We start from the raw sequence: 25,640 nt of genomic DNA, 5'->3' as shown, positions 1-25,640 counted from the left end.
CCCGGGGCACCGTCGCCTTTGGGAGGCACCGGCCCGCGAAGGGCCGGCGCTGCCTCAGAAGTCCAGGTTCTCCACGCTCAGCGCGTTCTGCTGAATGAACTCGCGGCGGGGTTCGACCACGTCGCCCATGAGCTTGGTGAAGAGGTCGTCGGCCTCGGCCATGTCGTCCACCGTCACCCGCAGGAGCGTCCGCGCGTCGGGGTCGAGCGTGGTTTCCCAGAGCTGGTCGGGGTTCATCTCGCCCAGGCCCTTGTAGCGCTGGAGCTGGTTGCCCTTCTCGCCCTCTTCGAGGATCGCCTGCAGCAGTTCCAGCGGCCCGTGGATCATCTGCCGGCGCTCCTTGCGCTGCAGCACCGCCGGGGCGCCGTAGACCGCCTGCAGGCTCTCGGTGAAAGAGCCCGTGCGCCGCGCCTCGCCCGAGCGCAGCATGGTGCCGTCCAGCGTGCGGACCTCTTCGACGCCGCGCAGGATACGCGCCAGCCGCATGCCGCGGTCCTGGGTGATGCGGCCCTGCCAGCCCTTCTCGTATTCCAGCGCGATCAGGTCGAGCCGCGCGGCAACGCGGTCGGCCACGCCCTGCAGGTCGCTGTCCACCGCGCCCGGCACGAAGGCCCCGGCGATGGCCGCCTGTTCGAGGATGTTGCGCGGGTAATGCGTCGGGAAGGCCTCGAGCACGCGTTTGAGCTGCCGCGCCTCCTCGACCACGCGCACCAGGTCCTGGCCGGTGATCTCTTCGCCGTTGCCCTGCTGCAGAAGCGCCCCGTCGGTGCCCTGCTGGATCAGGTAATCCTCGAGCGCGGCGGTGTCCTTGAGGTAGACCTCGGACTTGCCCCGCGCGACCTTATAGAGCGGCGGCTGGGCGATATAGAGATAGCCGCCGTCGATCAGCTCGGGCATCTGCCGGTAGAAGAAGGTCAGAAGCAGCGTGCGGATGTGGGCGCCGTCGACGTCCGCGTCGGTCATCAGCACGATCTTGTGGTAGCGCAGCTTGGAGATGTCGAACTCGTCCCGGCCGATGCCGGTGCCGAGCGCCATGACCAGGTTGCCGATCTCCTGCGAGGACAGCATCCGGTCGAAGCGCGCGCGCTCGACGTTCAGGATCTTGCCCTTGAGCGGCAGGATCGCCTGGGTGCCGCGGTCACGCCCGGTCTGGGCCGAGCCGCCGGCGCTGTCACCCTCGACGATGAAGAGCTCGGTCTTGGAAGGGTCCTTCTCGGAGCAATCCTTCAGCTTGCCGGCGAGGTAGTTGACGTCCATCGCGGTCTTGCGGCGGGTCAGCTCGCGGGCCTTGCGCGCGGCCTCGCGGGCCATGGCCGCCTCGACGATCTTGCCGACGATCATCTTGGCCTCGTTGGGGTTCTCCTCGAACCATTCGGCCAGCTTTTCGTTCATCAGGCTCTCGACCGCCGGGCGCACCTCGGAGGACACCAGCTTGTCCTTGGTCTGCGAGGAGAACTTCGGGTCCGGCACCTTGACCGAGAGCACGCAGGTCAGCCCCTCGCGGGCGTCGTCGCCGGTGAAGCTGATCTTTTCCTTCTTGGCGATGCCGCTGTCGGTGGCATAGCGCGTCAGGGTCCGGGTCAGCGCCCCGCGGAAGCCCGCCATATGGGTGCCGCCGTCGCGCTGGGGGATGTTGTTGGTGAAGGGCAGCACGGTCTCGTGGTAGCTGTCGTTCCACCACATCGCGATCTCGACGCCGATGCCGTCGCGCTCGCCGGTGATGTAGATCGGCTCGGGCATCATCGGATGCTTGCTGCGGTCGAGGTATTTCACGAATTCCTTCACGCCGCCGTCGTAGAACAGCTCGCTCTGCAGCGGCTCGGCGGGGCGCTCGTCCTCAAGCAGGATCCGCACGCCGGAGTTCAGGAAGGCCAGCTCGCGCAGGCGCTTTTCCAGGATGTGGAAGTCGTAGTCGAGGTTCGAGAAGGTGTCGGTCGAGGCGAGAAAGCGCACCTCGGTGCCCTTCTGGCCCTCGGCGTCGCCCACGTCGCGCAGATGCTCCGAGGTCTCGCCGCGCTCGAAGCGGGCGTAATGCTCGCGGCCGTTGCGCCAGATGCGCAGTTCCAGCCAGTCCGACAGTGCATTGACCACCGAGACGCCGACGCCGTGCAGGCCGCCCGAGACCTTGTAGGAGTTCTGGTCGAACTTCCCGCCCGCGTGCAGCTGGGTCATGATGACCTCGGCCGCCGAGACGCCCTCTTCCTCGTGGATGTCGACCGGGATGCCGCGGCCGTTGTCCGCCACCGAGACGCTGTTGTCGGCGTGAATCTTCACCCGCACGAGCGTCGCATGGCCGGCCAGCGCCTCGTCGATGCCGTTGTCGACGACCTCATAGACCATGTGGTGCAGGCCCGAGCCGTCGTCGGTGTCGCCGATATACATGCCCGGCCGCTTGCGGACGGCTTCCAAGCCCTTGAGAACCTTGATAGATCCGGCGCCGTATTCCTCGGGCGCGGCTGCGCTCTCTGCCATGCGTGATGTCCTTGTTCTTGCCGGGCAATTTATACGAAGTCTGGTGGGGATTGTCACGCAACCGCCCCAGATTTTGCGCTTCATGTAAAGGGAATGAGGAGCCCCACCGCGATCAGCAGAGCGCCCGCGGTCAGATTGGTGCGCCGCACCGCCGCGGGGCTCGAGAGCAGCCGTTTCACCCGGTCGATCGAGAGCGCCAGCACCAGGTTGCCGCAAAGCGGCACCAGCGCCGAGATCAGCGAGATCACCGCCATGTCGACCCAGGTCACCCGCGAGACGTCGAAGAAGCCCGGCAGCATGCCCATGTAGAACAGGATCGCCTTGGGATTGCCGATGATCACCGCAAGCCCGGCGGCGAAGCCCGCCCAGACGCCGGGCCGGGTCAGCCGGCTGTCGCGCGAGAGGTCCGCCTCGGCGTTCTTCAGGATCAGCGCGCCCATGACCAGGAAGGTTAAGCTCGCGACCCAGCGCAGCGCCACGATGAAGCCGCCGTAGACCGAGACGATCCAGGACACGCCGAGGATTGCCAGGAAGGGCCAGATCATGTCGCCCACGACCACGCCCAGCGCCAGCGGCCAGGCGGCGTGGAAGCCTCCCGCCAGGGCCCGGGCGACCAGCGCCACCCAGACCGGGCCGGGGGTCAGGAACAGGATGAAAAGCGCACCCGCGTAAAGCGCGAGATCGCCGGGGCCTAAAGTCATGGGGTTTCCTTCTGGGTGACCTGGCTTTCGCCCTTGTCCTCGGTAACCTCGACGTATTGCGCCGCGCCGCCGAGCTCGGCGAAGAGCTCCGGGCCGGTGCCGGTCATCCAGGCCTGGGCGCCAAGCGCGGTGACCTCGGCGTAAAGCGCCGCGCGGCGACCCGCGTCGAGATGTGCGGCCACCTCGTCGAGCAACAGGATCGGCGGGGCGCCGAAATCCGCCGCGATGGCCCGGGCGTTGGCGAGGATCAGCGAGATCAGCAGCGCCTTCTGCTCGCCGGTGGAGCAATCCGCCGCGGGCACGCCCTTGGCGGCATAGGTGCCGATCAGGTCGGCGCGATGCGGGCCGATCAGGGTGCGCCCAGCGGCGAGGTCGCGCGGGCGGCTGGCTTCGAGCCCGAGGCCCAGCGCGACCTCCTCGGCATAAAGCTCGCCCTCACCGGCGCTCAGCTCCAGCTCGGCGGCGGGAAAGGCGGTCTCGGCCCCCTCCTGCGCGGCGGCGATGCGGGTCAGCGCCTCCTGCCGGTTGGCCTGGATCTGCGCCCCGGTGCGGGCCATCTGCGCTTCGAGCGCGCGATACCAATGGGCGTCGCGGACCTGGTCCTTCAGCAGGCGGTTGCGGTCGCGCATGGCCTTCTCGTAGTCGAGGCTCGCCTCGGCGTGGTCGGGAAAGAACGACAGCGTCATCCGGTCGAGGAAGCGCCGCCGCCCCTCGGCGCCCTCGATCCAGAGCCGGTCCATCGAGGGCACCAGCCAGAGCACCCGCACCAGCCGGCCCAGCGCCACCTGCGGCTGGGCCTTCTCGTCAATGCGCACCTGCCGGGGCTGGCCCTGCTCCGAGACAAAGGCCACCTCGCTGCGGCCGCCCGGGCCCGCGACCTGGCCGCCGAGCTTCCAGCCGATCGCCTCGGGGCGGCGGGTCATCGCCTCGGCCGAGGCCCGGCGCATGCCCCGCCCCGGCGAGAACAGCGACACCGCCTCGAGAAGGTTGGTCTTGCCCGCGCCGTTCGGCCCGTAGATCGCCAGCGGCCGCGCGTCGACATCCAGCACCGCGCGGCGGTGCGAGCGGAAGTGCGACAGCGTCAGCCTCTCGAGGAACAGCGTCTCGGACATGGCCCGCTTATCGCCGCTCTGACCGGGCAAGAAAAGGGCCGCGCGGGGGCGCAACGCGCGCGGCCTGCAGAGGCGGTTAACCATGCCGCCACAGGCTGAAGGCCCGCCCGTCAGCCCCGAGGCCCGCATGTATTCATCCGCCGCGCTTTCCCTGCCGTTCATAGCGCCCTCGCAGGCGCAGAAACACGTCACCTTCAACGAGGCGCTGCGGCGGCTCGACCTGGTCACTCAGCTTGCGGTCACCGCGCGCGACCTCGACGCCCCGCCGGTCGCGCCCGCGGAGGCCGCGCGCTACATCGTCGGTGCCGCGCCGACCGGCGACTGGGCCGGCCACGCCCGGGAAATCGCGGAGTTCGAAAGCGGCGGCTGGCGCTTCACCTCGCCCACTTCCGGCTGGCGCGCCTGGGTCGTCGCGGAGGCGCGGCTACTCGTCTGGGACGGCGCGGCCTGGCAGGACCTCGAGCCCGAGCTGCAGAACCTGCCCGGCATTGGCATCAACGCCACAAGCGACGCCACCAACCGGCTGGCCCTGGCCGCGCCCGCGACGCTCTTCACCCACGAGGGCGCGGGCCACCAGTTGAAGATCAACAAGGCCGCCGCGGGCGACACCGCGAGCCTTCTCTTCCAGACCAACTGGTCGGGCCGGGCCGAGATGGGCACCGCTGGCTCCGACGCCTTCGCCCTGAAGGTCAGCCCCGACGGCGCGAGCTGGACCGACGCGCTGGTGATCGACCCCGCCACCGGCCATGTCTCGGGCGCCGCGGTGCAGGCGACGCCGGAGGACGCCACGCCCGGCCGGCTGATGCGCGCGGACTGGGGCTACGGGCCCGGCACGCTTCTGGGCACCGTTGCCTTCGCCGCGGGCGCCCCCTCGGGCGCGGTCTTCGAACAGGGGGTGGCGCATCTGCGGCTGGCCTCGGGGCTGCAGCTGGCCTGGACGACGCTGACGCTGACACGGATCGACGGCGCCCACCTCGGCGCGACCTGGAGCTTCCCGGCGGCCTTCTCCGCCGCGCCCTGGGTCAGCGGCACGCTCGATCCCGGCAGCGCGGGCGGGTTGAGCCCGGGTCTCGACGCTTTGGGACCGGTCCTCGTCGCCCCGGGCAGCGGCGCCGATTGCGCGGTCAGCCTCTACCGCCAGGCGGGCCAGATCGACTTCGGCAGCGGCGAGAGCTGCGCCGTGCGGCTCATGGCGCTCGGCCGCTGGGACTGAGCCCCGGCCGCGCTAGGACCTGGTTAACAGCGGGTTAAGAAATCCCGCCGCATTGCGCGGGTTCGCCCCGCTTCCGCCCCGAATTCCACCCGTCCCCGCCCCGCGCCCCGGTCACTCCTGGCGCGGGGAACTTCAGCATTCGGGGGATGGAATGCAGGCGGATTTTAATCACGAGGGCTCGGTCTTCGCCACGGCGGCAGGCCAGATCGAAGGGCTGCGCGCCCTGGCACTTCACGAGGGGCCGGAAGGCGTCACCCTGCAGGTCATCGCGGGCGAGGACGCGGCCCTGCGGCTCAGCACCTGGGACGCGCCCGGCGGCGCCCCCCGGGCGGAAAGCGAGATGTTCCTGCCCGGCGGCGCGGTGGCCGGCGTCACGCCCGAGATCACCCAGGCCGTGCTGCCCTCGGGCCAGGCGGTGGCGCTTCTGACCGGGGCCGCACCCGCCGGGCTGGTGATGCTGCGGGTCAATGACGACGGCTCCTTCGGCGGGCAGATCGGGGTGGACACCTATGGCGCGGGCGTGCCCCGGGACCTGAGCGACATCGCGCTGCACAGCGTCGACGGGCGGCTGTTCCTCTACGGCATTGCGCCCGGCAGCACGACCCCGATGGTCTGGGAGCTGAGCGGCTCGGGGCAGCTGTCCCTCGTCTCCTCGGGCAGCCGAGCAGCCGATGCGCCCGGCCTCACCGACCTTGCCGTGATCAACGGCCAGCTGGTCGCCGTGGGCGCGGGCGAAGACTTCCTGCAGCTCTACGAGATCCGCCCGAACGGCACGCTGAGCCTCGAGGCCGCGCTGGGCGACGCGGCCAACCCCGGCATCTCGGGCGACGTGACGGTCGAGGTTGTCTCGGTCGGCGGCACGCCCCACGCGGTTCTCGGCGCCGCGGGCACCGGCTCGCTCAGCGTCTTCGCGCTGACGCCCGCGGGCCCGGTGCTGACCGACCACCTGATGGACAACCGCCACAGCCGCTTCGCCGCGGTGACCCAGATGGACAGCCTGGTCCTCGACGGCAGGGCCTATCTCGCGGCGGGCGGCGGCGACGACGGCGTGAGCCTCTTCGAGCTCTCCGAGACCGGCACGCTCCTGCACCTCGGCGCCCTGGAGGACACGCCCACAACCGCGCTCACCGCGCTTTCGGGGCTGATCCTCTACGACGCGGGCGGCGGGCAGATCGGCCTCGCCACCCTGGGCGAGGGCGACCAGGGCATGAGCCTTTTTTCCGTGGGCCTCTCGGGCGCGCGGGTGCAAGACGGGCCGGGCAGCGACACACTGACCGCCAGCGCGGCGGCGGATCTCTTCACCCTGACCGCCGATGCCGAGAGCGACGTGATCCAGGGCTTCGACCCGGCGCAGGACAGGCTCGACCTTTCGGGCTGGGCCTTCTACCGCGACCCCTCGCAGCTCACCGTGAACGCCAGCGCCACCGGGGCCGAGATCCGCTTCATGTCGCTGGTCGGCGAGGAGGTGTTGCGCATCGAAAGCGCCTCGGGCGCGCCGCTCTCGCCCGAAGAGGTCGTGGCTTCGATCCTGCCCGCGCCCGACCGCTTCCTGCCGGACTGGCTGACCCCGGATTGGCAGCCCGCGCCCAGCGACCCCGACCGCGCGCTGACCGGCTCGCCGGGCTGGGACACGCTCGAGGCGGGCTCGGGCGACGACACGGTGACCGGGCGCGGCGGGTCGGACCTGATCTCGGCGGGTGCGGGCAACGACACGGTCAACGCCGGGATCGGTGCCGACACGATCTTCGGCGGCGCGGGCGACGACAGCCTCGCGGGGCTCGACGGGGCGGACAGCCTCTCGGGCGACGACGGGGCCGACTGGCTCGCCGGGAACGCCGGCCAGGACGTGATTTCGGGCGACGGCGGCGCCGACAGCCTGATGGGCGGCCAGGCGCCGGACGCGCTGTCAGGCGGGGCGGGCGCCGACACGCTGGCCGGCGAGGACGGCGCCGACACGCTTGACGGCGGCGAGGGCGCGGACCTTCTGACCGGCAACGCCGGGCCCGACGCGCTGATGGGCGGGGCGGCGGAGGACCTGCTTTACGGCGGGATCAACCACGACCACCTCTCGGGCGGCACCGAGGACGACGCGCTTTACGGCGAGGGCGGCAACGACACGCTGGCGGGCGACGAAGGCGCCGACACGCTGTTCGGCGGCGGCAGCAACGACCGGCTCGAGGGCGGCGCGGGCGACGACAGCCTCGACGGCGGGCTGGCGCATGACGCGCTTTCGGGCGGGGCGGGCGACGACTGGATGGTCGGCAAGAACGGCGCCGACACGCTGACCGGCGGGTCCGGGGACGACACGCTTTACGGCGGGTCTGGGAATGATGTCTTGCAGGGTGGCGCCGGCACCGATTGGCTCGACGGCGGGGCGGGGGCGGATGTGTTTGTCTTCGCCGAGGGCAGCGCGCGGATTGCGGAGTTCCAGAACGACGTGGACACGCTGGTGCTGGACGCCGCGCTCTGGGGCGGCGCGCCGCTCGAGCCCGAGGAGGTGCTGGGTTACGCGACGCCCTTGGGCGAGGACCTGGTCTTCAGCTTCCCCGAGGGCGAGCGGCTAGTGATCGCGGGGATGAGCAACCCGGCGGCGCTGTTGAACGACCTGGAGATTTTGTGAGGGGCTGGAGGTGTTTGTGCATGGCATTCGGCCCTCCGGCTTCGGGTGAGGCCTGACGCTCGCGGCTCCAGTGCCGGGCGGGTGGCTGCCGCTCAGGGCTTCCGCGCCGCGCGCGGGCCCGCCCCTCACGCCTCCAGCGCCGCGCGGTGGAAACCGATCAGCATCAGGAGCCCAAAGGCCCCGGTGCCGCCGGCCAGGGCGAAGACATAGACCGGGTCGAGGTACTCCGCCGCGTAGCCCGGGTAAGCGGCGCGGCGAGCGGCGCCTGTTACATGCACCAGCGGGTTCCATTCGAGCCAGCCGCGCCAGGGGTCGGGCAGCCTCTCCTGCAAGATGATCACGCCCGAGACGATGATCAGCGGGCGGGTCAGCACCGACCAGATCACCTGCCAGAGCGGGTGGAAGGTCAGCGGCAGCGCCAGCAGCGTGCCGATCCCGAAGCCGAGGCTCAGCGCCATGAGATAGGCCAGCGCCATGGGCCCGGGCGCGATGCGCGCCGCTGCGGGGTCCCAGGCGAGGATGCCCGCCAAAATCAGCGCGCCGACCGCCAGTTGCACCAGCGCCGCGAGCCCGCCGGCCGAGAGGAGCACGTCGATCACGCTGATCCGCGGGTAGGCCATGAGCGGCCGCGCCCGGTTCAGCGCCTGGGCCACGGCGGTGGAGGTCATCAGGAAGGCGAAGAAAGGCAGGATGCCGGTGGCGTAGAAGAGCGCGAAACTGGTGCCGAGCGGCGGCGCGCGAAAGCCCGCCTGGAAGACCAGGCAGAGGAAGGCGATGCCCGCCGCGGGTTCGAGCACCGCCCAGGCGAAACCGCCGGGGTTGCGCCCGTAGCGGGTTGCCACCTCGCGCAGGGTTAGGGCGCCGATGGCGCGCAGGCTGGCCGAGAGCATGGGCACCCGGGCGGGGCGCAGGTCGTTTGGCGCCTCGGGCGGGGGCTGCGGGCCGCCTGTGGCCCGGGAGACGGCGCGGTCAGACAAGGGTCAGGTCCCCCTCGATTGTCGCGAAATCCGCGATCCCATCGAAGACCAGGATCTCGCCGCCCGCGAAGGTCAGGGTCAGGTCGCCCTCGGTCACCTGATGCTCGAGCGCCGCAAGGCCCTGGGGCGCCAGGGCGGCGTCGATCTCCACGGCGTCGATGCCGGGCTGGTAGTGCACGATCTCGTCCTGCCCGGCGCCGGAGGTGAAGACAAAGACATCCGCGCCAATGCCGCCGTGCAATAGGTCGTCGCCCGCGCCGCCGTCGAGCCTGTCCTCCCCGGCCTGGCCCAGGAGCGTGTCGTCTCCTTCGCCGCCCGACAGGCTGTCCCAGCCGTTGCCGCCTTCGAGCCGGTCGCGGCCTTCGCCGCCCGCCAGCGAATCGCGGTTGATGCCGCCCTGCAGAAGGTCGCGGCCCGATCCGCCCGAGAGCGTATCGGCCCCGGCCTGGCCGTTCAGGCGGTCGTCGCCGTCCTGGCCCGAGAGCAGATCACTCCCGTCGCCGCCTTCGAGCTGGTCCGCGCCCGGCCCGCCTGAGAGGCTGTCGGCGCCCTGGCCGCCCTGCAGGAGATCCGCGCCGCTGCCGCCCGTCAGCGCGTCGTTGCCCGATTGGCCCAGCAGCGTGTCCGCGCCATCGCCGCCGTCGAGCGCGTCAAGGCCGCCCGCGCCGGAGAGATGGTCGTCGCCCGCGCCGCCGAAGAGCGAATCGTGGCCGGTGCCGCCCTCGATCACATCGCCGCCGCCCTGCCCTTCGAGAAGGTCGCTGCCGCCGCGGCCCAAAAGCAGGTCCGGGCTGTCGGAGCCGCTCAGCCCGTCGGTCCCGCCGGTGCCCGAGAGGGTCACGCCCAGCGCGGACGCCATGTCGCCGGTCACGTCGAGGGCCGCGTTCTCGGTGCCGATGCGCAGCGCGCCGACCACGGTGCCGTCGAGCCCGCCGCCGCTGTAGGTGACGGTATAGTCGCCCGGCGGCAGGGCCATCTGGTAGCCGCCCGAGGCCCAGCTGGTGGTCACGTAACTCATGCCCTCGGTGGTCGCGGTCACGGTGACGCCGCCAAGCCCTTCGCCCGGGTCATAAGCCCCGTCGCCGTCGAGATCTTCGATCACCGTGCCGAGGAACTGCGGCTCGTGCGACCAGGTGGTGCCGAAGTGCTGGGTCACCACCTCGGGGCCAACCTCGGTGCCGGGGTCGCTGTCGCCGAGGATGCCGATGCCGACCTCGGTATAGGTGGGGCTGAGGATCGCGACGCGGTGCCCGGCGGGGCTTTGCATGCCGTGGGGGCCGAGGCCCCAGTCGATGACGAAGGCGGCATGGCCGTGCAGCGGGCCCTCGGAATAGGCATAGACGTTTTCGGCCAGGGCGCGGGCGTCGGCATATCCGGCCTCGGTGATGCGTTGGTAGAGGCCCGGCTCCCCGGGCAGGTTGTGCGATTGCTCGTCGTATTCGACGATCAGGGCCGAATGGGTCCGGGCCGATGTGGCGAGCGCGCCGTTCCAGGCCAAGGGCGCGACCGGCGCATAGGCCGCGAGCTGCGCCTCGAGCGCGGAAAGCGAGACTCCGAAGTAGACCAGCGCCGCCTGGGTGCCGGGCGTCGCCTCGGCGATCAGCCGATCAAAGGCGCCCGCGGGATCGGCGCGGTCGCGGTTGATCAGGCAAAGGTAATGTTGCTCCGCCACGGTCGGGGTGACCCTGGGCGGGGGAATGTAGATGGCCATGCCCGCCTGCCTCCTGCCTCGGGGCAGGGGTATGGCAGGCCCACGTTAAGGCGGGGTTACCGGCGGGGATTTTTGGGGCTGCTTTTACAGGACGTCTGCGCCCCGGAGCCCAGAGAAATGGCCCGCTGCAACCAGCGACGCGAGCCACCTTCGGAGAGAGCCCCGCAGGCGGGACGCAAAACGCCCCGCCCGCGCAAAACCCTCAGACCGCGTAGCCCAGCCGGCCGATCGCGGCATAGGCGTCGAAGCCGGCCTCGCGGGCGTCCTCGGCGGAGTAGATGTTGCGCAGATCGCCCAGCCGGCGGGTGCGCATGCCCTCGGCCAGCACCTTGAGGTCCAGCGCGCGGAACTCGTTCCACTCGGTCAGGATCACCAGGAGGTCGGCCTCCTTGGCGGCGGCATAGGGGTCGGCCTCCCAGCTCACGCCGGGCAGGAGCGCCTCGCCTTCGCGGCGGCCCTGCGGATCGACCACGGCAACGCTGGCGCCGCCGCCTACGAGCGCCGGCACGATGGTCAGCGCCGGGGCGTCGCGCATGTCGTCGGTGTTGGGCTTGAAGGTCACGCCCAGGACCGCCACGCGCTTGCCGTTGAAGCTGCCGTCGGCGAGGTCGAGCAGCTTGTCGACCATGCGCCGCTTGACCTCGTCGTTGATCTTGATGACCGCCTCGGTGATCTGCATCGGGCTGGCGTGTTCCTGGCCGATCCGGGCCAGCGCCTTGGTATCCTTGGGGAAGCAGGAGCCGCCGTAGCCGGGGCCCGCGTGCAGGAAGGTCTTGCCGATGCGCCCGTCGAGGCCCATGCCCTTGGAGACCTGTTTCACATCCGCGCCGACCTTCTCGCAGAGCGCCGCGATCTCGTTGATGAAGGTGATCTTCGTCGCGAGGAAGGCATTGGCCGCGTATTTGATCATCTCCGCCGATTCGAGATCGGTGACCACGATCGGGAAGTCGCGCAGGTAGAGCGGGCGGTAGATCTCTTCCATGACCTTGGCGGCGCGGTCGCTCTCGACCCCGACGACCACGCGGTCGGGCTTCATGAAGTCGTCGATGGCCGCGCCCTCGCGCAGGAACTCGGGGTTCGAGGCGACGTCGAAGTCGAGGTCGGGATTGGCGGCGGAGAGCGTCTCGCGGACCTTGGCGTTGGTGCCGACGGGCACCGTCGATTTGGTCACCACGACGATGTAGTGATCCGCGGTGCGGGCGATTTCCTCGGCCGCGGCCATGACATAGGTCAGATCGGCATGGCCGTCGCCGCGCCGGGTGGGGGTGCCCACGGCGATGAAGACCGCGTCGGCGCCGTCGAGCGCGGTCTTGATGTCGCGGGTGAAGGAGAGCCGGCCGGCCTCCACGTTCTTCGCGAGCAGCACGTCGAGGCCCGGCTCGTAGATCGGCACCTCGCCGGCCTCGAGCATCTCGATCTTGCGGGCGTCCTTGTCGACGCAGACGACCTCGTGGCCGAAGTCGGAAAAGCAGACCCCGGAGACAAGGCCGACATAGCCGGTGCCGATCATCGCGATTTTCATGGGCGCACCCCTTTGGAGACGTCAGGTTTGCCCGCGTCAGTGATGCAGGCGGGACGGGCTGTCAACGTGCGGGCGCGCGCGGGGGTAAGGGTGTGGCGGCGGGGTGCCGGGGGGTGTTTTGGGCGGAGAGGGGTTGGGCAGAGCGGGTCCGGTGGGTGTGGTTCTGGGAGCGGCGGGGGAGAGCGGGAGGTTGGGCGTGGCGCTCCTGGGACGCGGGTGGGCCATCCACTGGGGGGCGAACCGCTCACCTCAACAATGGTCGCCGATAATCTTGGCGACGAAAGCCCCGCAAGGTTTGGTTCGCCCCTTATGGTCCCGTCCTAGACTTGGCCATCTAGCGAACAGCCGAAACCGCGCGCGACCTGACAACCAACCACCTCTCCACAAGATCCAACAGAGGGCGCGCGCCGGACCGGGGGCCGGCGCTGCTGGCCTTTGAGCAAGGCGCTTTATCCACGCAAGGTCAGGGCTAGGGGCATGCTAAGCGCGCCATTCGAAGGAGCGCCGGCCCATCGGGCCGGTCCGGCGCGCGCCCGGCATCTTCGATGCTATTCGGGCGCAAGAGGGGGACGGTGCTGAGATGATCAACGTTGGGGTGGGACCGGAATGGTGTCCGACAAATCCCAGCACCAAACCGCCAGAACCCGGATCCACGTCAAACCTCGCGCCCCGCCCCACCTCAAACCTCGCGCCCCACCTGCCCAAGCTCCCCCCACACCACGCACTTCCCCCCGCGTGGACAGCGCCGCCAGCCCCGGCTACACCGGGCGCAACCTGACTTACCCCGCGAGGCCCAGATGACAGCCGCTCCCGAGACCCCGGCCGAGGCGCCCCGCCCGGCCCGCGAGATCGCCCGCATGGTGCTTGAGACCGAAAGCGCGGGCCTCCTGCGGCTCGCCGAGGAGCTCTCGGAGGACTTCGAGCCCGTCGTCACCCGCCTCCTCGCGATCCCCGGGCGCGTCATCCTCTCGGGCATGGGCAAATCCGGGCACATCGCCGCGAAAATCGCCGCGACCCTGGCCTCGACCGGCAGCCCGGCGCAATTCGTGCACCCGGGCGAGGCCAGCCACGGCGATCTCGGCATGATCACCCGCGAGGATGCGGCGATCCTGATCTCGAATTCCGGCGAGACCCGCGAGCTGGCCGATATCATCGCCCATTGCCGGCGCTTCGGGGTGCCGCTTGTGGCCATCACCCGCAACGCCGAAAGCACGCTGGCGCGCCAGGCCGATCACCTGCTGGTGCTGCCCGACGCGCCCGAGGCCTGCGCAATCGGCATGGCGCCCACGACATCCACCACCATGACGCTGGCGCTCGGCGACGCGCTGGCGGTGGCGCTGATGGAGGCGCGCGGCTTCGACCGGGACAGCTTCCACGCCTTCCACCCCGGCGGCACGCTGGGGGCGCGGCTCCTGACCGTGGGCGCGGTGATGCACCGGGGCGCGGCGCTGCCCATCGTGGCCCCCGAGACGCCGATGGGCGAGACGCTCCTGGAGATGACCGCCAAGGGCTTCGGCGTCGCAGCGGTGGTGGCCGAGGGGCGGCTCGAAGGGGTGATCACCGACGGCGACCTGCGGCGCAATCTCGACGGGCTCATGGGCCGGACGGCCGGCGAGGTGGCGACCAGCACCCCCACGACCATCACCCCCGACGCGCTTCTGGTCGAGGCGCTGGGCCTGATGAACAGCCGCAAGATCTCGGCGCTTTTCGCGGTCGAGGAGGACGGCACACTCTCGGGCCTCGTTCATATCCACGACGCGCTGCGGGCCGGTGTGGCATGAAGACCGTCGTTTTCATCCCCGCCCGCTACGCCTCCTCGCGCTATCCCGGCAAGCCGCTGGTCGAGCTGACCGGCGCCAGTGGCGAGATGAAGAGCCTGATCCGCCGCAGCTGGGAGGCCGCCCAGGGCATCGCCCGGGTCGATGCGGTCTACGTGCTGACCGACGACGACCGCATCCGCGCCGCCGCCGAGGGTTTCGGCGCCGAGGTGCTGATGACCTCGAGCGCCGCGCGCAACGGCACCGAACGCTGCGCCGAGGCGCTGGCGCAGCTGCCCGAGACCCCCGAGGTGGTGGTCAACCTGCAGGGCGACGCGCCGCTCACCCCGCCCTGGTTCCTCGAGGCGCTGATCGAGGCCATGGATAGCCCCGAGGTGCAGATGGCCACGCCGGTCCTGAAGACCGAGCCCGCGACGCTGGCGAACTTCCTCGCCGACCGCAAGGAGGGCCGGGTCGGCGGCACCACCGCGGTGATGCGCAGCGACGGCACGGCGCTCTATTTCTCCAAGGAGGTGCTGCCTTATGTGGCCGACCTCGCCGCCCCGCCCGAGGTCTGGCACCACGTCGGCGTCTATGCCTACCGCCCCGCCGCGCTCGCGGCCTACGGCGGCTGGGCGGAAGGCCCGCTCGAGGCCGCCGAGGGCCTTGAACAGCTGCGCTTTCTGGAAAACGGATGGCCGGTGACCTGCGTGCCCGTCTCGGCGCGCGGCCGGGTCTTCTGGGAATTGAACAACCCCGTCGATGTCGCCCGCATCGAGGCGGTTCTGAAAAAGGAGGGTCTGGCATGAAGACCGTCACCATCGGAGAGATCCCCGTCGCCAACGACCAGCCCTTCGCGCTGATCGCCGGGCCCTGCCAGCTCGAGAGCCTGGATCACGCGCGGATGCTGGCCGAGCGCATCGCCGCCGCCGCCGAGGCCGCGGGCCGGCCCTGGATCTTCAAGGCGAGCTACGACAAGGCCAACCGCTCCTCGCTCGCCGGCAAGCGCGGGCTGGGCATGGAGGAGGGGCTGATGATCCTCGGCGAGATCAAGCGCGAGTTCGGCGTGCCCGTCCTGACCGACGTGCATGCTCCCGAGCATTGCGCGCCCGCCGCCGAGGTCGTCGACGTCCTGCAGATCCCCGCCTTCCTGTCGCGCCAGACCGACCTGCTGATCGCCGCGGGCGAGACCGGGGCGGCGATCAACGTCAAGAAAGGCCAGTTCCTCGCCCCCTGGGACATGGAGAATGTCGCCGCCAAGATCGCCTCGACCGGCAACGAGCGGGTGATGCTCTGCGAGCGCGGCGCCTCCTTCGGCTACAACATGCTGGTCTCGGACATGCGGTCGCTGCCGATCATGGCGCGGACCGGCTGCCCGGTGGTCTTCGACGCGACCCATTCGGTGCAGCTTCCGGGGGGCATGGGCGGCTCCTCGGGCGGACAGCGCGAGTTCGTCGAACCGCTGGCCCGCGCGGCGCTGGCGGTGGGCTGCGCGGCGGTCTTCATCGAGACCCACGAGGACCCCGACAACGCCCCTTCGGACGGGCCCAACATGGTCGAGGTCGACCGGCTCGGCGCGCTTCTCAAGGGGCTCGCGGCGATCGACGACCTGACGAAAGGGCGCTGACCGGGGCGGCATAAACCGCGCCTTAAGCCTTATCGTGTTTTCTCCGCCGGGATTGTTCTCGGCGAAGGCAGAATGCGATGTTGCGACGGCTGGCGGCGCTTTTCCACCTCTATGCGGCCCATCACCTTTCGGTCTCCCTGCCCGGTCCCGCGCTTTGCAACAGCGCGGGGCGGCGGATCGGCCATGTCGACCGCGTGGCCTATGCCAAGGGGCGGCTGCGGGTCGAAGGCTGGGCCGAGGCGCGCGGCCTTAGGCTGGTCCTCGGCGGGGCGTCGGCATCGGGCCAGGCGGCGCTGCCGCGCCCCGACGTGGCGGCCTCGGGCTTTCGCGGCGGCGGCTTCCGGCTGAGCGTGCCGGCCCTGCCCCGCGACCTCGCCCAAAGCGCCCCGCCCGGCCTGGTGATCCAGCCCGAGGACGGGCGCCCTGTGATCCCCGACCTCAGCCTCCCGCGCCCGGCGCTGCCGCTCTGGCCACTGCTGCCGGGGTTCCTTTTGCGGCTCGCGCGCGCCCTGCCCGCGGCGCTCGCCTGGCGGCGGACCCGCGATCCGCGCTGCCGCGCGCGGGTGAAGGCGATCCTGGGGCTTGCGCCTGCGCAGGGCAGCGGCCCGCTCCTGCCCGGGCTGATCCGCGCCGCGCCCGAGGCGCCGGTCCAGGCCGCGCCGGATGTCACCATCGTCCTGCCCGTGCACAACGGTTTCGCGCTGCTGCCGCAGGTGCTGAAGCGCATCGCGCGGCACACCGATCTGCCCTGGCGGCTGATCCTGATCGAGGATGCCTCGACCGACCCACGGGTGCGCCCGTTCCTGCAAGAGTGGGCCACCGATCCCCGCCGCGCCGACCACGTGCAGCTGATCGAGACGCGCCGCAACCTCGGCTTCATCGGCGCGGTGAACCTGGGCTTCGCCCGGGCGCTCGAAAGGCCGGAACGCGGGCCGGTGCTGCTGTTGAACTCCGATGCCTTCCTGCCGCCCGACTGGGCGCGGCGGCTGCTCGCCCCCCTGGCCCACGACCCCAGCGTGGCCTCGGTCACGCCCGCCTCCAACGCGGCCGAGATCCTCTCCGTCCCGGCGATCTGCCGCGAGGTGCCGCTGCGCCCCGGCATGGCCGACCGGATCGATGCCACGGCCGCCCGGCTCGACCCGCAGGGCGCGCTGGCCCCGCTGCCGACCGGCGTCGGCTTCTGCATGGCCATCGCCCGGCCCTGGCTTGCCCGGTTGCCGCGCTTCGACACCGCCTTCGGACGCGGCTACGGCGAAGAGGTCGACTGGTGCCGCCGCATCGCCGCCCAGGGCGGGCGGCACCTGGGCCACGCGGGGGTCTTCGTCGAACACCAGGGCGGCGCCAGCTTCGGGCCCGAGAAAGCCGCGCTACTGCGCCGCAACGGCGCCCGGCTGCGCGCCCGCTACCCCGGCTTCGACGCCGAGGTCGCCGCCTTCAAATCCGACGACCCGCTCGGCAGCCCGCGCTTCGCCCTGGCGCTGGCCTGGGCCGCTGAGGTGAGCCGCCCGGCCCGGATCGAGGTGATCTTCACCCACAGCCTCGGCGGTGGCGTCGCCCGCGCGACCGAGGCCCGGATCCAGCGCGCACTCGCCGCCGGCCGCCCGGCCCTGCGCGTGGCGCTTGGCGGGCCCGACCGGTTCGAGCTCACGCTTTTCAGCGCCTGGGGCCGGATCGGCGGCGCCACGCCCGACGCCAAGGTGCTGGCGGAATATCTGTCGCTCCTGCCCGCGAAGGACCTGGTCTATGCCTGCGGCGTCGGCGATGCCGACCCCCTGGCCCTGCCCGGGCTGATCGCGGGTCTCCTCGGCCCCGAGGACCGCGCCGAGCTGGAACTGCACGATTACTTCCCGCTCTCGCCCTCCTACACGCTCTGCGACAGCACCGGCACCTACCGCGGGCTGCCCGCCCCCGGCGACCGCGACCCCGCGCATCAGGCCCGCCGCCCCGACGGCACCCGCGTTCCGCTGACCCAATGGCGCGCCGCCTGGCACGGTTTGGCCGCCCGGGCGCAGATCACCTGTTTCTCCGAGGCCTCGGCGGACCTTCTGCGCGAAGCCTGGCCCGATCTCGCGCCCCGGATCACCCTGCGTCCGCACCGCCTGGCGCTGACGCCCGCGCCGCTGCCGCGCCCCACTCCGGGGAACCGCCCGGTGATCGGCGTCCTCGGCGCCATCTCACTCCAGAAAGGCGCGCCCGTGGTCGCCGAACTCGCGCGGCTCTGCGGCGACGACCTGCAGCTCACCCTGATCGGAGAGATCGCCCCGGGCCTCGACCTGCCCGCCCATGTGACCCGCAGCGGCGCCTATGACCCCGAGGATATCGCGCCCCTCGCCCGCGCCCGGGGCGTGACGCACTGGCTGATCCCCTCGCTCTGGCCCGAAACCTTCTGTTTCGCCCTGCACGAGGCGCTGGCCACCGGCCTGCCGGTCCTGGGCTTCGACCTCGGCGCCCAGGGCGCGAGTCTCGCCGCCGCGCCCAACGGCACGGCCCTGCCCTATCACCCCGGCGCGCCCGACCGCATGGCCCAAGCCGTCCGCGCCGCCGTCCTGGCCGCCCCCGCCGCGGAGGCCCGCCGCGCCGCGCCCCTGCCGCCCACCGGGACCGGCTGACATGGTCGAAGTCACGCTCGACTGGCTGCGCGCCCGCGGGATCGAGGCGCTGCCCCGCCCCGGCGGCCGCGTCGCCCTGCCGCCCCGTGGCTTCATCGAGGCGCCCGCCAGCCTGAAATGGACCCGCTTCGACCAGGAGCTCGAGCTGGGCGCCTTCTCCTACCAGGTCTCGGGTTATGCCTGCGCCGCCCGCATCGGCCGCTACGTCTCGATCGGCGAAGAGGTGCAGATCGGCCGCCAGGATCACCCGCTGCACTGGGCCTCGACCAGCCCGGCCTTCTACCTCGGCGACCGGATCTTCGACCTCGCCGCGGGGTTCACCGGATCCGAGGCCTACCACGCAACCCCGCCCCCGCGCCCGAGCCGCGGCCCGCCGACGCGCCTCAAGCACACCACCGTGGGCCACGACGTCTGGATCGGCCACGGCGCGATCCTGCTTGCCGGCGTCACCATCGGCCCCGGCGCGGTGATCGGCGCGGGCGCCGTCGTGACCCGCGACGTGCCGCCCTATGCGGTGGTCGCCGGCGCGCCAGCACGGATCCTGCGCATGCGCCACCCGCCTGACCTCGTCGCGGGCTTCCTGCATCTGCGCTGGTGGCGCTTTGCCCCCTGGCAGCTTGCCCATCTCGACCCCTCCGACCCGGCCAGTTTCCTGCGCGGGCTCCGGGCGATGAAATCCGACCCCGATTTCGCCTTCGACAGGCTCGCGCTTTCCGAGGTGCCAGAATGACCCCAGAGGCCCCGCTGATCTTCCTGCATATCCCCAAGACCGCCGGCCAAAGCGTGCATGCCGCGCTGAGCCAGGGCCTGCCCGAGGCCGCGATCTCGCCAGTGCGCCTGCACAGCCAGGCGGGCCCCGGCACAGCCCAGCTCCCCCCCGGATACGCGCTTTATTCCGGCCATATCGATTGGGAGGCGCTGGCCAGCCTCGGCCCGCGCGCCCGGGCCTTCACCGTGCTGCGCGACCCGCTCGAACGGCTCGCCTCCTTCTATTTCTACCTCCGCCGCAAGGCCCGGAGCCTGCCACCGGAAGTGCTCGCCCGCCCCGACCACCTGGGCCTGCGCCAGGTCAGCACCCTCTCGGCCGAGGCCTATTTCTTCGCCGGCCCGCCCCCCTGGCGCGCCTTCATCACGGACCACTACCGCGCGCCCTATTGCCGCTACCTCGCCAGCCGGAAAATCCGCGCCGGCCGACAGCTCGACGGCCTGTCGGACCGCCAGCTCGTCGATGCCGCATATCGCGCCGCCCAGGGCCTTTCCGGCCTCTACCACACCGGCGACCTGGACCCGCTCGCCCGTGACCTCAGCCGCTGGACCGGGCGCCCCATCCACCTCCCCCGCATCAACGCCGGCCCCGGATCCGCCCCGCGCTGGCCCGCGCTCGCCGCGCGCCTGCCCCCGCAGGCCGCCGCCCGGCTCGCCGCCTGGGTCGCCCCCGACGTCGCGCTGATGACCCGCCTCGACATGCCCGTGAACACGCGCTTTCCGGCGCCTCTTTGCCAGACGTTAACCGCCCGGGCCTAGGCTCATCCCGGCCCCAACCACCCGAGTCGCTTCATGCCGCCTGCCCGAAAGACGCCCCAGCCCCGCCGTCCCGCGCCGCCGCCACCGCGCAGCGAACCGCCGGCGATGATCCTGCCTCTGCCCCGGGTGCGCCCGGCCCGGCTGCGCCGCCGCCACGCCGCGCTCCTCGTCTCGGCGCTGTTCCTGGTGCTCCTGCCGCTCGCCCTGACCGCCTGGTATCTCGAGGCGCGCGCCGCGCCGCGCTACATCGCCACCGCCGGCTTCTCCGTCCGGGCCGAGGAAGGCAGCGGCGCGCTCGACCTGCTCGGCGGCATGGCCGATCTCGCCACGCCCGCCAGCGCCGACACAGACATCCTGCAGGATTTCATCGAAAGCCCCGAGATCACGCGCCGCCTCGCGAGCAGTCTCGACCTCGCCACACTCTGGTCCCGCCCCCATGGCACCTGGACCGACCCCGGCGCCGACCCGCTGTTTGCCTATGACCCCACCGGCCAGGCCGAGGACCTCGCCCGCTACTGGCACAGCCGCGTGCGCGTCACCCGCCGCGCCGGCACCGCGCTACTCTCTCTCGAGGTCGAGGGCTTCACCCCAGAAGACGCCCACACAATCGCCGAGGGCATCATCGCCGAGGCCCGCGCCCTGATCGACCGGCTCTCCGCGCAAGCCCGCGCCGATGCCATGGCCCAGGCGCAGGAGGAGCTTTCCCGCGCGCGCGACCGGCTCGGCACGGCCCGCGCCGCGCTGACCCGCTTCCGCCACGAGACCCGAATCGTCGACCCACAAAGCGCGCTGCAGATCCGCGCCGGCGTCATGTCCTCGCTGCAGGAACGGCTGGCCCAGGCGGTGATCGACCTCGACCCATTGCGCCAAAGCGCCCCCGATGCGCGCTTCCGGATCGAGGCCGCAGAACACCGCGTCGCGGTGATCGAGGCGCGCATCACCAGCGAAGAGGCCCGGCTCGGCACCGGCGGCGGCCCCGACGCCGCGCCCGCGGCCTTCGCCGATCACGTCGGGCGCTACGAACGGCTCGCCACCGACCTGCGCTTCGCCGAGGAAAGCTACATGCTGGCCCGCGCCGCCCTCGACCGCGCCCGAACCGAGGCCGACCGCCAAAGCCGCTACCTCGCCCTGCATGTCGCCCCGGCGAGACCCGAAACCGCCGCCGCCCCGCAGAAGGCCCGCGCGCTCGCGCTGGTCGGCGGCTTCGCGACGCTCCTCTGGATCATGGGCGCGCTCGCCGTCTGGGCCATCCGGGACCGGCGCTGATGATCCGGCTCGAAGGGCTCTGCAAATCCTACCGCCAGGGCGGGCGCCGCATCACCATCGCGGACCAAATCACCGCCGAGTTTCCCAAGGGCGCGGTGGTCGGCCTGCTCGGCCGCAACGGCGCCGGCAAATCGAGCCTTCTGCGCATGATCGCCGGAAGCCTGCGCCCCGACGCCGGGCAAATCCTGACCCGCGGGCGCATCTCCTACCCGCTGGGCCTCGCCAGCGCGCTGCACGGCGATCTGACCGGCGCGCAGAACGCCCGTTTCGTCGCCCGGCTCTACGGCGCCGACACCCAGGACTGCTGCCGCTTCACCGAGGATTTCGCCGATCTCGGCGTCGCCTTCTACAGCCCTGTCCGGCGCTATTCCTCGGGCATGAAGGCGCGGCTGGCCTTCGGCATCAACATGGCGCTCGACTTCGACACCTATCTCCTGGACGAGGCGCTCTCGGCCGGGGATGCCGCCTTTCTCGAGCGCTCCCGCGCGCTGCTGCAGGGCCGGTTGCGCCAGGCCGGGGCACTGGTCGTCAGCCACGCGCCGGGCCAGCTCCGCCGGATCTGCCGCCAGGGCGCGGTCCTGGAGAACGGCCGTCTCACCCTTTTCGACAGCATCGACGAGGCGCTCGACCACCACCACGCGGGAATGCAGGCATGACCGCCCCGGCGCTCCTCCGCTACGCCCCGCCGCCTTTCCCGAAAGGCGCGCGCATGCTTTTCGTGATCGGCGCGCAGAAAGCCGGCACCACATTCCTGCATCAGGCCCTGGCGCAGACGCCCGAAGTGCATCTGCCCCCGGTGAAAGAGCTGCATTATTTCGACATCCGCCGCGGCTGCGGCAAGCTGACCTTCGCCGCCCGCGCCAGAGAACTGGCCCGCGCCGCCGATGCGCTGGAGCTTGCGGGCCCCGCGCCCGCACGGCTCGAACGCGCCCGCGCCGCGGCGGCGCTGATCGCCATGCAATCGGGCGCCCCCGCGGGCACCCAGAGCCCCGACCGGCACGCCGCCTACCTCACGTACCTTGCCGAAGGCCACGCGGGCGCGCGCTACATCGCCGACATCACGCCGGCCTACGCGGTCCTGCCGGCGGCGGATTTCGCCGATATGGCCTCGATCGGCGCGGCGCGCTTCGTCTTCGTCCTACGCGATCCGGTGGCGCGCATGTGGTCGCAGCTGCGCATGGCGACCCGCGCCGAACTGGGCCCGGGCGCGCCGGCCGCGACGCTGGCCGCCAGCGCCCGCGCGCGGGCCGAGGCGCTGATACGCTCCGGCCGGCTGCCGCGCGTCGAACGGGCGGATTACGCCCGGACGCTGGGCGCGCTCGACCGGGCGGTGCCGCGTGCCCGGCAACACATCCTTTTCTACGAGGATCTGGTGCGCGACGCGCGCGCCTTTGGCGCGCTTTGCGATTTCCTTGAAATCGCCCCCGGCGCGCCGGACCTGGGCCGGCGCGTGAACCCCGGCGTCAACCTGCCGCTGCCCCCGGATCTGGAGTCCGCCTTCGCCACGGCCTTCGCGCCGCAATACGCCATGGTGCGCGCGCGCTTCGGCAGCCAGGTCCCCGAGGAATGGCGGTGAGGCGTTTGCCTGCATCAATCGGCCCACAGCCGCCCGGATCAGCCCACGCGCAGGCGGCCCAGCGGCTTGTGGCGCAGCGCCAGGAAGGGGCGTTCGAAATAGCGAAAGCTCAGTTCCGCCGCGCCCCAGGCGGCGCCCCAGAACATCAGGTGGAAGATGAGCCCGCCAGGCGCCACCCCCAGTGCGGCCCCCGCGCGGTCGACCAAAGTCAGGACCGGCAGGTGCAGGAGGTAGATCCCGTAGCTGACCACGCCGATCCGCATCAGCGGGCGCAGGCGCAGGACCGCATAGACCGGGCCCGCCTCGCGCAGGACCAGGCTGCCGAGCAGCGCCGTCATGCTGAGATGCAGCGCGAAGTTCGGCAGGCCGGTCAGATCGCTGGGCAGGAGCCACAGCAGCGCGAGCAGCAGGGCCAGGCAAAGCGGCGCCGCGGTGCGCGCGCCGAGCCAGGGCCAGAGCCGGGCAAAACCCGCCTCACGGTGCAAAACCCAGGCCAGGGCGGAGCCCATGAGGATCGGCGCATAGGTCGCGGTCGGCAGGGCAAAGCGCAGCGGGCCGACCTCGGGCGGGCGCAGCCACAACAGCCCCATGACACCCGCCAGGTTCAGCGCGATCAAAACGCCCAGCACCGCCAGAAGCCAGCGCCGCGGCAGGAGGATCAGCACGAGCGGCCAGAGCAGGTAATACTGCTCCTCGACCGACAGCGACCACATCGGCGCCAGGGTCGGAATATCGGCGGTCAGGAAATTCGCGAGGAAGAGGTAGTAGAAAGGCCAACGCTCGGCCGCCCCGGGCGCATCCTTGAGCAGGACGTAATAGCCGCCAACCACGGTCACCACGAGCAGGTAAAGCGGCAGGATCCGCAGCGCCCGCCGCTTGTAGAAGCCCCGAAGCGAGATCCGCCCGAGGGCCGCCTCTTCGCGCAACAGCAGCGTGGTGATCAGATAGCCCGAGATGATGAAGAACAGGTCCACCCCAAGAAAGCCGCGCGTCGCCAGCACCGGCCCGTCGCGCAGCGCCGCGCCCACGGGGCTGTGGTGGTAGAGCACTGCGAGGATCGCAAAAGCCCGAAGCCCGTCGAGCGCGCCGAACCGCGCGCGGGCGCGGTAGGCGGCGAAGGCCTCGGTCATCCGGCCTTGAAGGGCGTGGTGAAGCCCGCGAAGGCGGGGGCTTCGGCGTCCTTCTCGGACAGGACCGGCGCGCGCCCGGGGTCGGGCCAGCCGATGGCCAGGTCCGGGTCATCCCAGGCCAGCGCGCCCTCCGTCTCGGGCGCGTAGAAATCCGAACACTTGTAGAGGATCTCGGTCTCCGCGCTCAGCGCCATGAAACCATGGGCGAAGCCCTCGGGGATCAGGAGCTGCCGCCCGTTGTCGAAGCTCAGCTCGACCCCGACCCACTGGCCGTAAGTGGGGCTGCCCGCGCGGATGTCGACCGCCACGTCGAAACCCGCGCCGCGCCCGCAGCGCACCAGCTTGGCCTGGGCCCGGGGCGGCGCCTGGAAATGCAGCCCGCGCACCGTGCCGGGCGTGACCGAAAAGGAATGGTTGTCCTGCACCCAGTCGCGGGCGATCCCGGCCTCCGCGTGGGCGGCGCGGTTGTAGGTCTCGGAGAAAAAGCCCCGCGCGTCGCCGAAGCGGCGCGGGGTCAGGATCAGCACGCCCTCGAGCGCGGTGGTCTCGATCTGCATCTCGTCCCGTCCTCTGCCCGGTGGACGCTTCCTGTCCAAGCCGCCAAGACCCGGCGCGGCGACACCGCCCCGAGGCCCGCGCGCGAAGCCCGGCTCAGACCCGCATCGGCATCACGACATAGACCGCGCTGTCGTCCGAGCCCTCGCGCATCAGCGTCGGATCTCCCGAGGAGTTGAACATGAAGACCGCGTTCTCGCGGTCGACCTGGCTCGCGATCTCCAGCAGGTATTTCGCGTTGAAGCCGATCTCGAGCCGCTCGTCGCCATAGGCCACGGCCAGCTCCTCCTCGGCGGCGCCGCTGTCGGGCGCATTGACCGACAGGATCAGCCGGTCCTCGTCCAGTTGCAGCTTCACCGCCCGCGACCGTTCCGAGGAGACGGTCGAGACCCGGTCCACCGCGCGGGCGAACTCGGCGGCGTCGACCTCGAGCCGGCGGGTGTTGTTCTGCGGAATGACGCGGGTGTAATCGGGGAAGGTGCCGTCGATGACCTTGGAGGTCAGGGTGATCTCGGGCGTGGCGAAGCGCACCTTGGTCTCGGAGACCGAGACCGCGATGTCCATGTCGTCCTCGTCCAGGAGCTTGCGCAGCTCGCCCACGGTCTTGCGCGGGACGATCACGCCGGGCATCTCCTCGGCGCCGGAGGGCAGCTCGGAATCGATGCGCGCCAGGCGGTGGCCGTCGGTGGCCACGCAGCGCAGCTGCCGGCCCTCGGGGCCTTCGGCGACATGCATATAGACGCCGTTCAGGTAATAGCGCGTCTCCTCGGTGGAGATGGCGAATTTCGACTTGTCGAAGAGCCGCCGCAGCACCTGCGCCTTGGCCGAGAAATTCGCCGAATACTCCGAGGTCGCCATGACCGGGAAATCTTCCTTGGGCAGGGTGGCGAGCGAGAAGTTCGACCGCCCGGCCTCGACGGTGAGCCGGCCCGCGGCGCCATCCTCGGTCACCGTGACCAGCGCCCCGTCGGGCAGCTTGCGGACGATCTCGTGCAAAGTCACCGCCGAGACAGTGGTGGCGCCGGCGCGTTCGACCTGGGCCATGTCCTTGTCGACCACCTCGATGTCGAGGTCGGTGGCCCGGAACTGCACGGTCTCGCCCTCGGCCTCGATCAGCACGTTGGCCAGGATCGGAATCGTGTTGCGCCGCTCGACCACCGATTGCGCCCGGCTGACCGCCTTGAGCAGCGTCGCGCGCTCCATGCTGAACTTCATGACCTATCCCTCCGAGAAACCCCGACCGGCCGCGGACGGGGCCCGCGTCGCCG

The 25,640-nt window shown here is 71.3% G+C and carries 20 protein-coding genes; 11 read left to right on the top strand and 9 right to left on the bottom strand.

All coding sequences use genetic code 11. The features are described from left to right. Positions 1 to 54: 54 nt before the first annotated feature. The 3 genes from gyrB to recF all read right to left on the bottom strand — a co-directional run bounded on the left by gyrB (position 55) and on the right by recF (position 4,285). Positions 55 to 2,472, bottom strand: coding sequence for a DNA topoisomerase (ATP-hydrolyzing) subunit B (gene gyrB / locus ACX938_RS06185; protein WP_232754397.1), 2,418 nt, complete (start codon positions 2,470 to 2,472; stop codon positions 55 to 57). A gap of 80 nt (positions 2,473 to 2,552) precedes the next feature. Beyond that, positions 2,553 to 3,173, bottom strand: a complete 621-nt coding sequence (locus ACX938_RS06180) for a LysE family translocator (RefSeq protein ID WP_232754398.1) — start codon at positions 3,171 to 3,173, stop codon at positions 2,553 to 2,555. Continuing rightward, on the bottom strand, positions 3,170 to 4,285 hold the full coding sequence (recF, locus tag ACX938_RS06175) for a DNA replication/repair protein RecF (protein WP_459430380.1): 1,116 nt from the start codon (positions 4,283 to 4,285) through the stop codon (positions 3,170 to 3,172). The genes ACX938_RS06180 and recF overlap by 4 nt, the downstream gene beginning before the upstream one ends. Before the next feature lie 127 nt (positions 4,286 to 4,412). Here recF and ACX938_RS06170 point away from each other — a divergent pair, with 127 nt between their 5' ends. Next, on the top strand, positions 4,413 to 5,498 hold the full coding sequence (locus ACX938_RS06170) for a DUF2793 domain-containing protein (protein ID WP_459430379.1): 1,086 nt from the start codon (positions 4,413 to 4,415) through the stop codon (positions 5,496 to 5,498). A gap of 151 nt (positions 5,499 to 5,649) precedes the next feature. Beyond that, a complete protein-coding gene (locus tag ACX938_RS06165; RefSeq protein WP_459430378.1) occupies positions 5,650 to 8,118 on the top strand; it encodes a calcium-binding protein in 2,469 nt (822 codons plus the stop codon). 125 nt (positions 8,119 to 8,243) lie between these two features. Here the strand turns inward: ACX938_RS06165 and ACX938_RS06160 are convergent, their stop codons facing one another. The 3 genes from ACX938_RS06160 to ACX938_RS06150 form a co-directional block, all read right to left on the bottom strand. Beyond that, on the bottom strand, positions 8,244 to 9,095 hold the full coding sequence (locus ACX938_RS06160; RefSeq protein WP_459430377.1) for an ABC transporter permease: 852 nt from the start codon (positions 9,093 to 9,095) through the stop codon (positions 8,244 to 8,246). Continuing rightward, the gene (locus ACX938_RS06155; RefSeq protein WP_459430376.1) at positions 9,088 to 10,806 is read right to left on the bottom strand and encodes a CAP domain-containing protein; all 1,719 of its coding nucleotides are present in this window, start codon (positions 10,804 to 10,806) and stop codon (positions 9,088 to 9,090) included. The genes ACX938_RS06160 and ACX938_RS06155 overlap by 8 nt, the downstream gene beginning before the upstream one ends. Before the next feature lie 202 nt (positions 10,807 to 11,008). Next, positions 11,009 to 12,328 (bottom strand): UDP-glucose dehydrogenase family protein, encoded by a 1,320-nt coding sequence (locus tag ACX938_RS06150; RefSeq protein WP_232754405.1) that lies wholly within the window; start codon positions 12,326 to 12,328, stop codon positions 11,009 to 11,011. 797 nt (positions 12,329 to 13,125) lie between these two features. On the opposite strand from ACX938_RS06150, the gene ACX938_RS06145 reads away from it, so the two are divergent. The 9 genes from ACX938_RS06145 (at position 13,126) to ACX938_RS06105 (ending at position 22,687) form a co-directional block, all read left to right on the top strand. After that, complete coding sequence (locus ACX938_RS06145; protein ID WP_459430375.1) at positions 13,126 to 14,109, top strand: KpsF/GutQ family sugar-phosphate isomerase; 984 nt, start codon at positions 13,126 to 13,128, stop codon at positions 14,107 to 14,109. Next, the gene (locus ACX938_RS06140) at positions 14,106 to 14,894 is read left to right on the top strand and encodes a 3-deoxy-manno-octulosonate cytidylyltransferase (RefSeq protein WP_459430374.1); all 789 of its coding nucleotides are present in this window, start codon (positions 14,106 to 14,108) and stop codon (positions 14,892 to 14,894) included. Before ACX938_RS06145 ends, ACX938_RS06140 begins: the two co-directional genes overlap by 4 nt. Then, a complete protein-coding gene (kdsA, locus tag ACX938_RS06135; protein ID WP_459430373.1) occupies positions 14,891 to 15,712 on the top strand; it encodes a 3-deoxy-8-phosphooctulonate synthase in 822 nt (273 codons plus the stop codon). Before ACX938_RS06140 ends, kdsA begins: the two co-directional genes overlap by 4 nt. Positions 15,713 to 15,789: 77 nt before the next feature. Then, a complete protein-coding gene (locus ACX938_RS06130) occupies positions 15,790 to 18,321 on the top strand; it encodes a glycosyltransferase (RefSeq protein ID WP_459430372.1) in 2,532 nt (843 codons plus the stop codon). Position 18,322: 1 nt separating this feature from the next. Beyond that, positions 18,323 to 19,051 carry a CatB-related O-acetyltransferase gene (locus ACX938_RS06125; protein ID WP_459430371.1) on the top strand — a complete coding sequence of 243 codons (729 nt, stop codon included), beginning with the start codon at positions 18,323 to 18,325 and terminating at the stop codon, positions 19,049 to 19,051. Next, a complete protein-coding gene (locus tag ACX938_RS06120; protein ID WP_459430370.1) occupies positions 19,048 to 19,845 on the top strand; it encodes a sulfotransferase family protein in 798 nt (265 codons plus the stop codon). Before ACX938_RS06125 ends, ACX938_RS06120 begins: the two co-directional genes overlap by 4 nt. 105 nt (positions 19,846 to 19,950) lie before the next feature. After that, positions 19,951 to 21,111, top strand: coding sequence for a capsule biosynthesis protein (locus ACX938_RS06115; RefSeq protein ID WP_459430369.1), 1,161 nt, complete (start codon positions 19,951 to 19,953; stop codon positions 21,109 to 21,111). Continuing rightward, the gene (locus ACX938_RS06110) at positions 21,111 to 21,767 is read left to right on the top strand and encodes an ABC transporter ATP-binding protein (RefSeq protein WP_459430368.1); all 657 of its coding nucleotides are present in this window, start codon (positions 21,111 to 21,113) and stop codon (positions 21,765 to 21,767) included. The genes ACX938_RS06115 and ACX938_RS06110 overlap by 1 nt, the downstream gene beginning before the upstream one ends. A 53-nt stretch (positions 21,768 to 21,820) precedes the next feature. Further along, positions 21,821 to 22,687 carry a sulfotransferase family protein gene (locus ACX938_RS06105; RefSeq protein ID WP_459430367.1) on the top strand — a complete coding sequence of 289 codons (867 nt, stop codon included), beginning with the start codon at positions 21,821 to 21,823 and terminating at the stop codon, positions 22,685 to 22,687. Between the two features lie 38 nt (positions 22,688 to 22,725). On the opposite strand, the gene ACX938_RS06100 is transcribed toward ACX938_RS06105, so the two are convergent. The 3 genes from ACX938_RS06100 to dnaN all read right to left on the bottom strand — a co-directional run bounded on the left by ACX938_RS06100 (position 22,726) and on the right by dnaN (position 25,587). Beyond that, positions 22,726 to 23,817 (bottom strand): acyltransferase family protein, encoded by a 1,092-nt coding sequence (locus ACX938_RS06100; RefSeq protein WP_459430366.1) that lies wholly within the window; start codon positions 23,815 to 23,817, stop codon positions 22,726 to 22,728. Beyond that, positions 23,814 to 24,374: a dTDP-4-dehydrorhamnose 3,5-epimerase gene (gene rfbC / locus ACX938_RS06095; RefSeq protein ID WP_459430365.1), complete on the bottom strand. Its 561-nt coding sequence runs from the start codon at positions 24,372 to 24,374 to the stop codon at positions 23,814 to 23,816. The genes ACX938_RS06100 and rfbC overlap by 4 nt, the downstream gene beginning before the upstream one ends. 94 nt (positions 24,375 to 24,468) lie before the next feature. Further along, a complete protein-coding gene (dnaN, locus tag ACX938_RS06090; RefSeq protein WP_459430364.1) occupies positions 24,469 to 25,587 on the bottom strand; it encodes a DNA polymerase III subunit beta in 1,119 nt (372 codons plus the stop codon). Positions 25,588 to 25,640 lie beyond the last annotated feature (53 nt).

Source organism: Roseivivax sp. (assembly GCF_054552075.1).
This window is presented reverse-complemented; position numbering and strand designations above follow the sequence as displayed.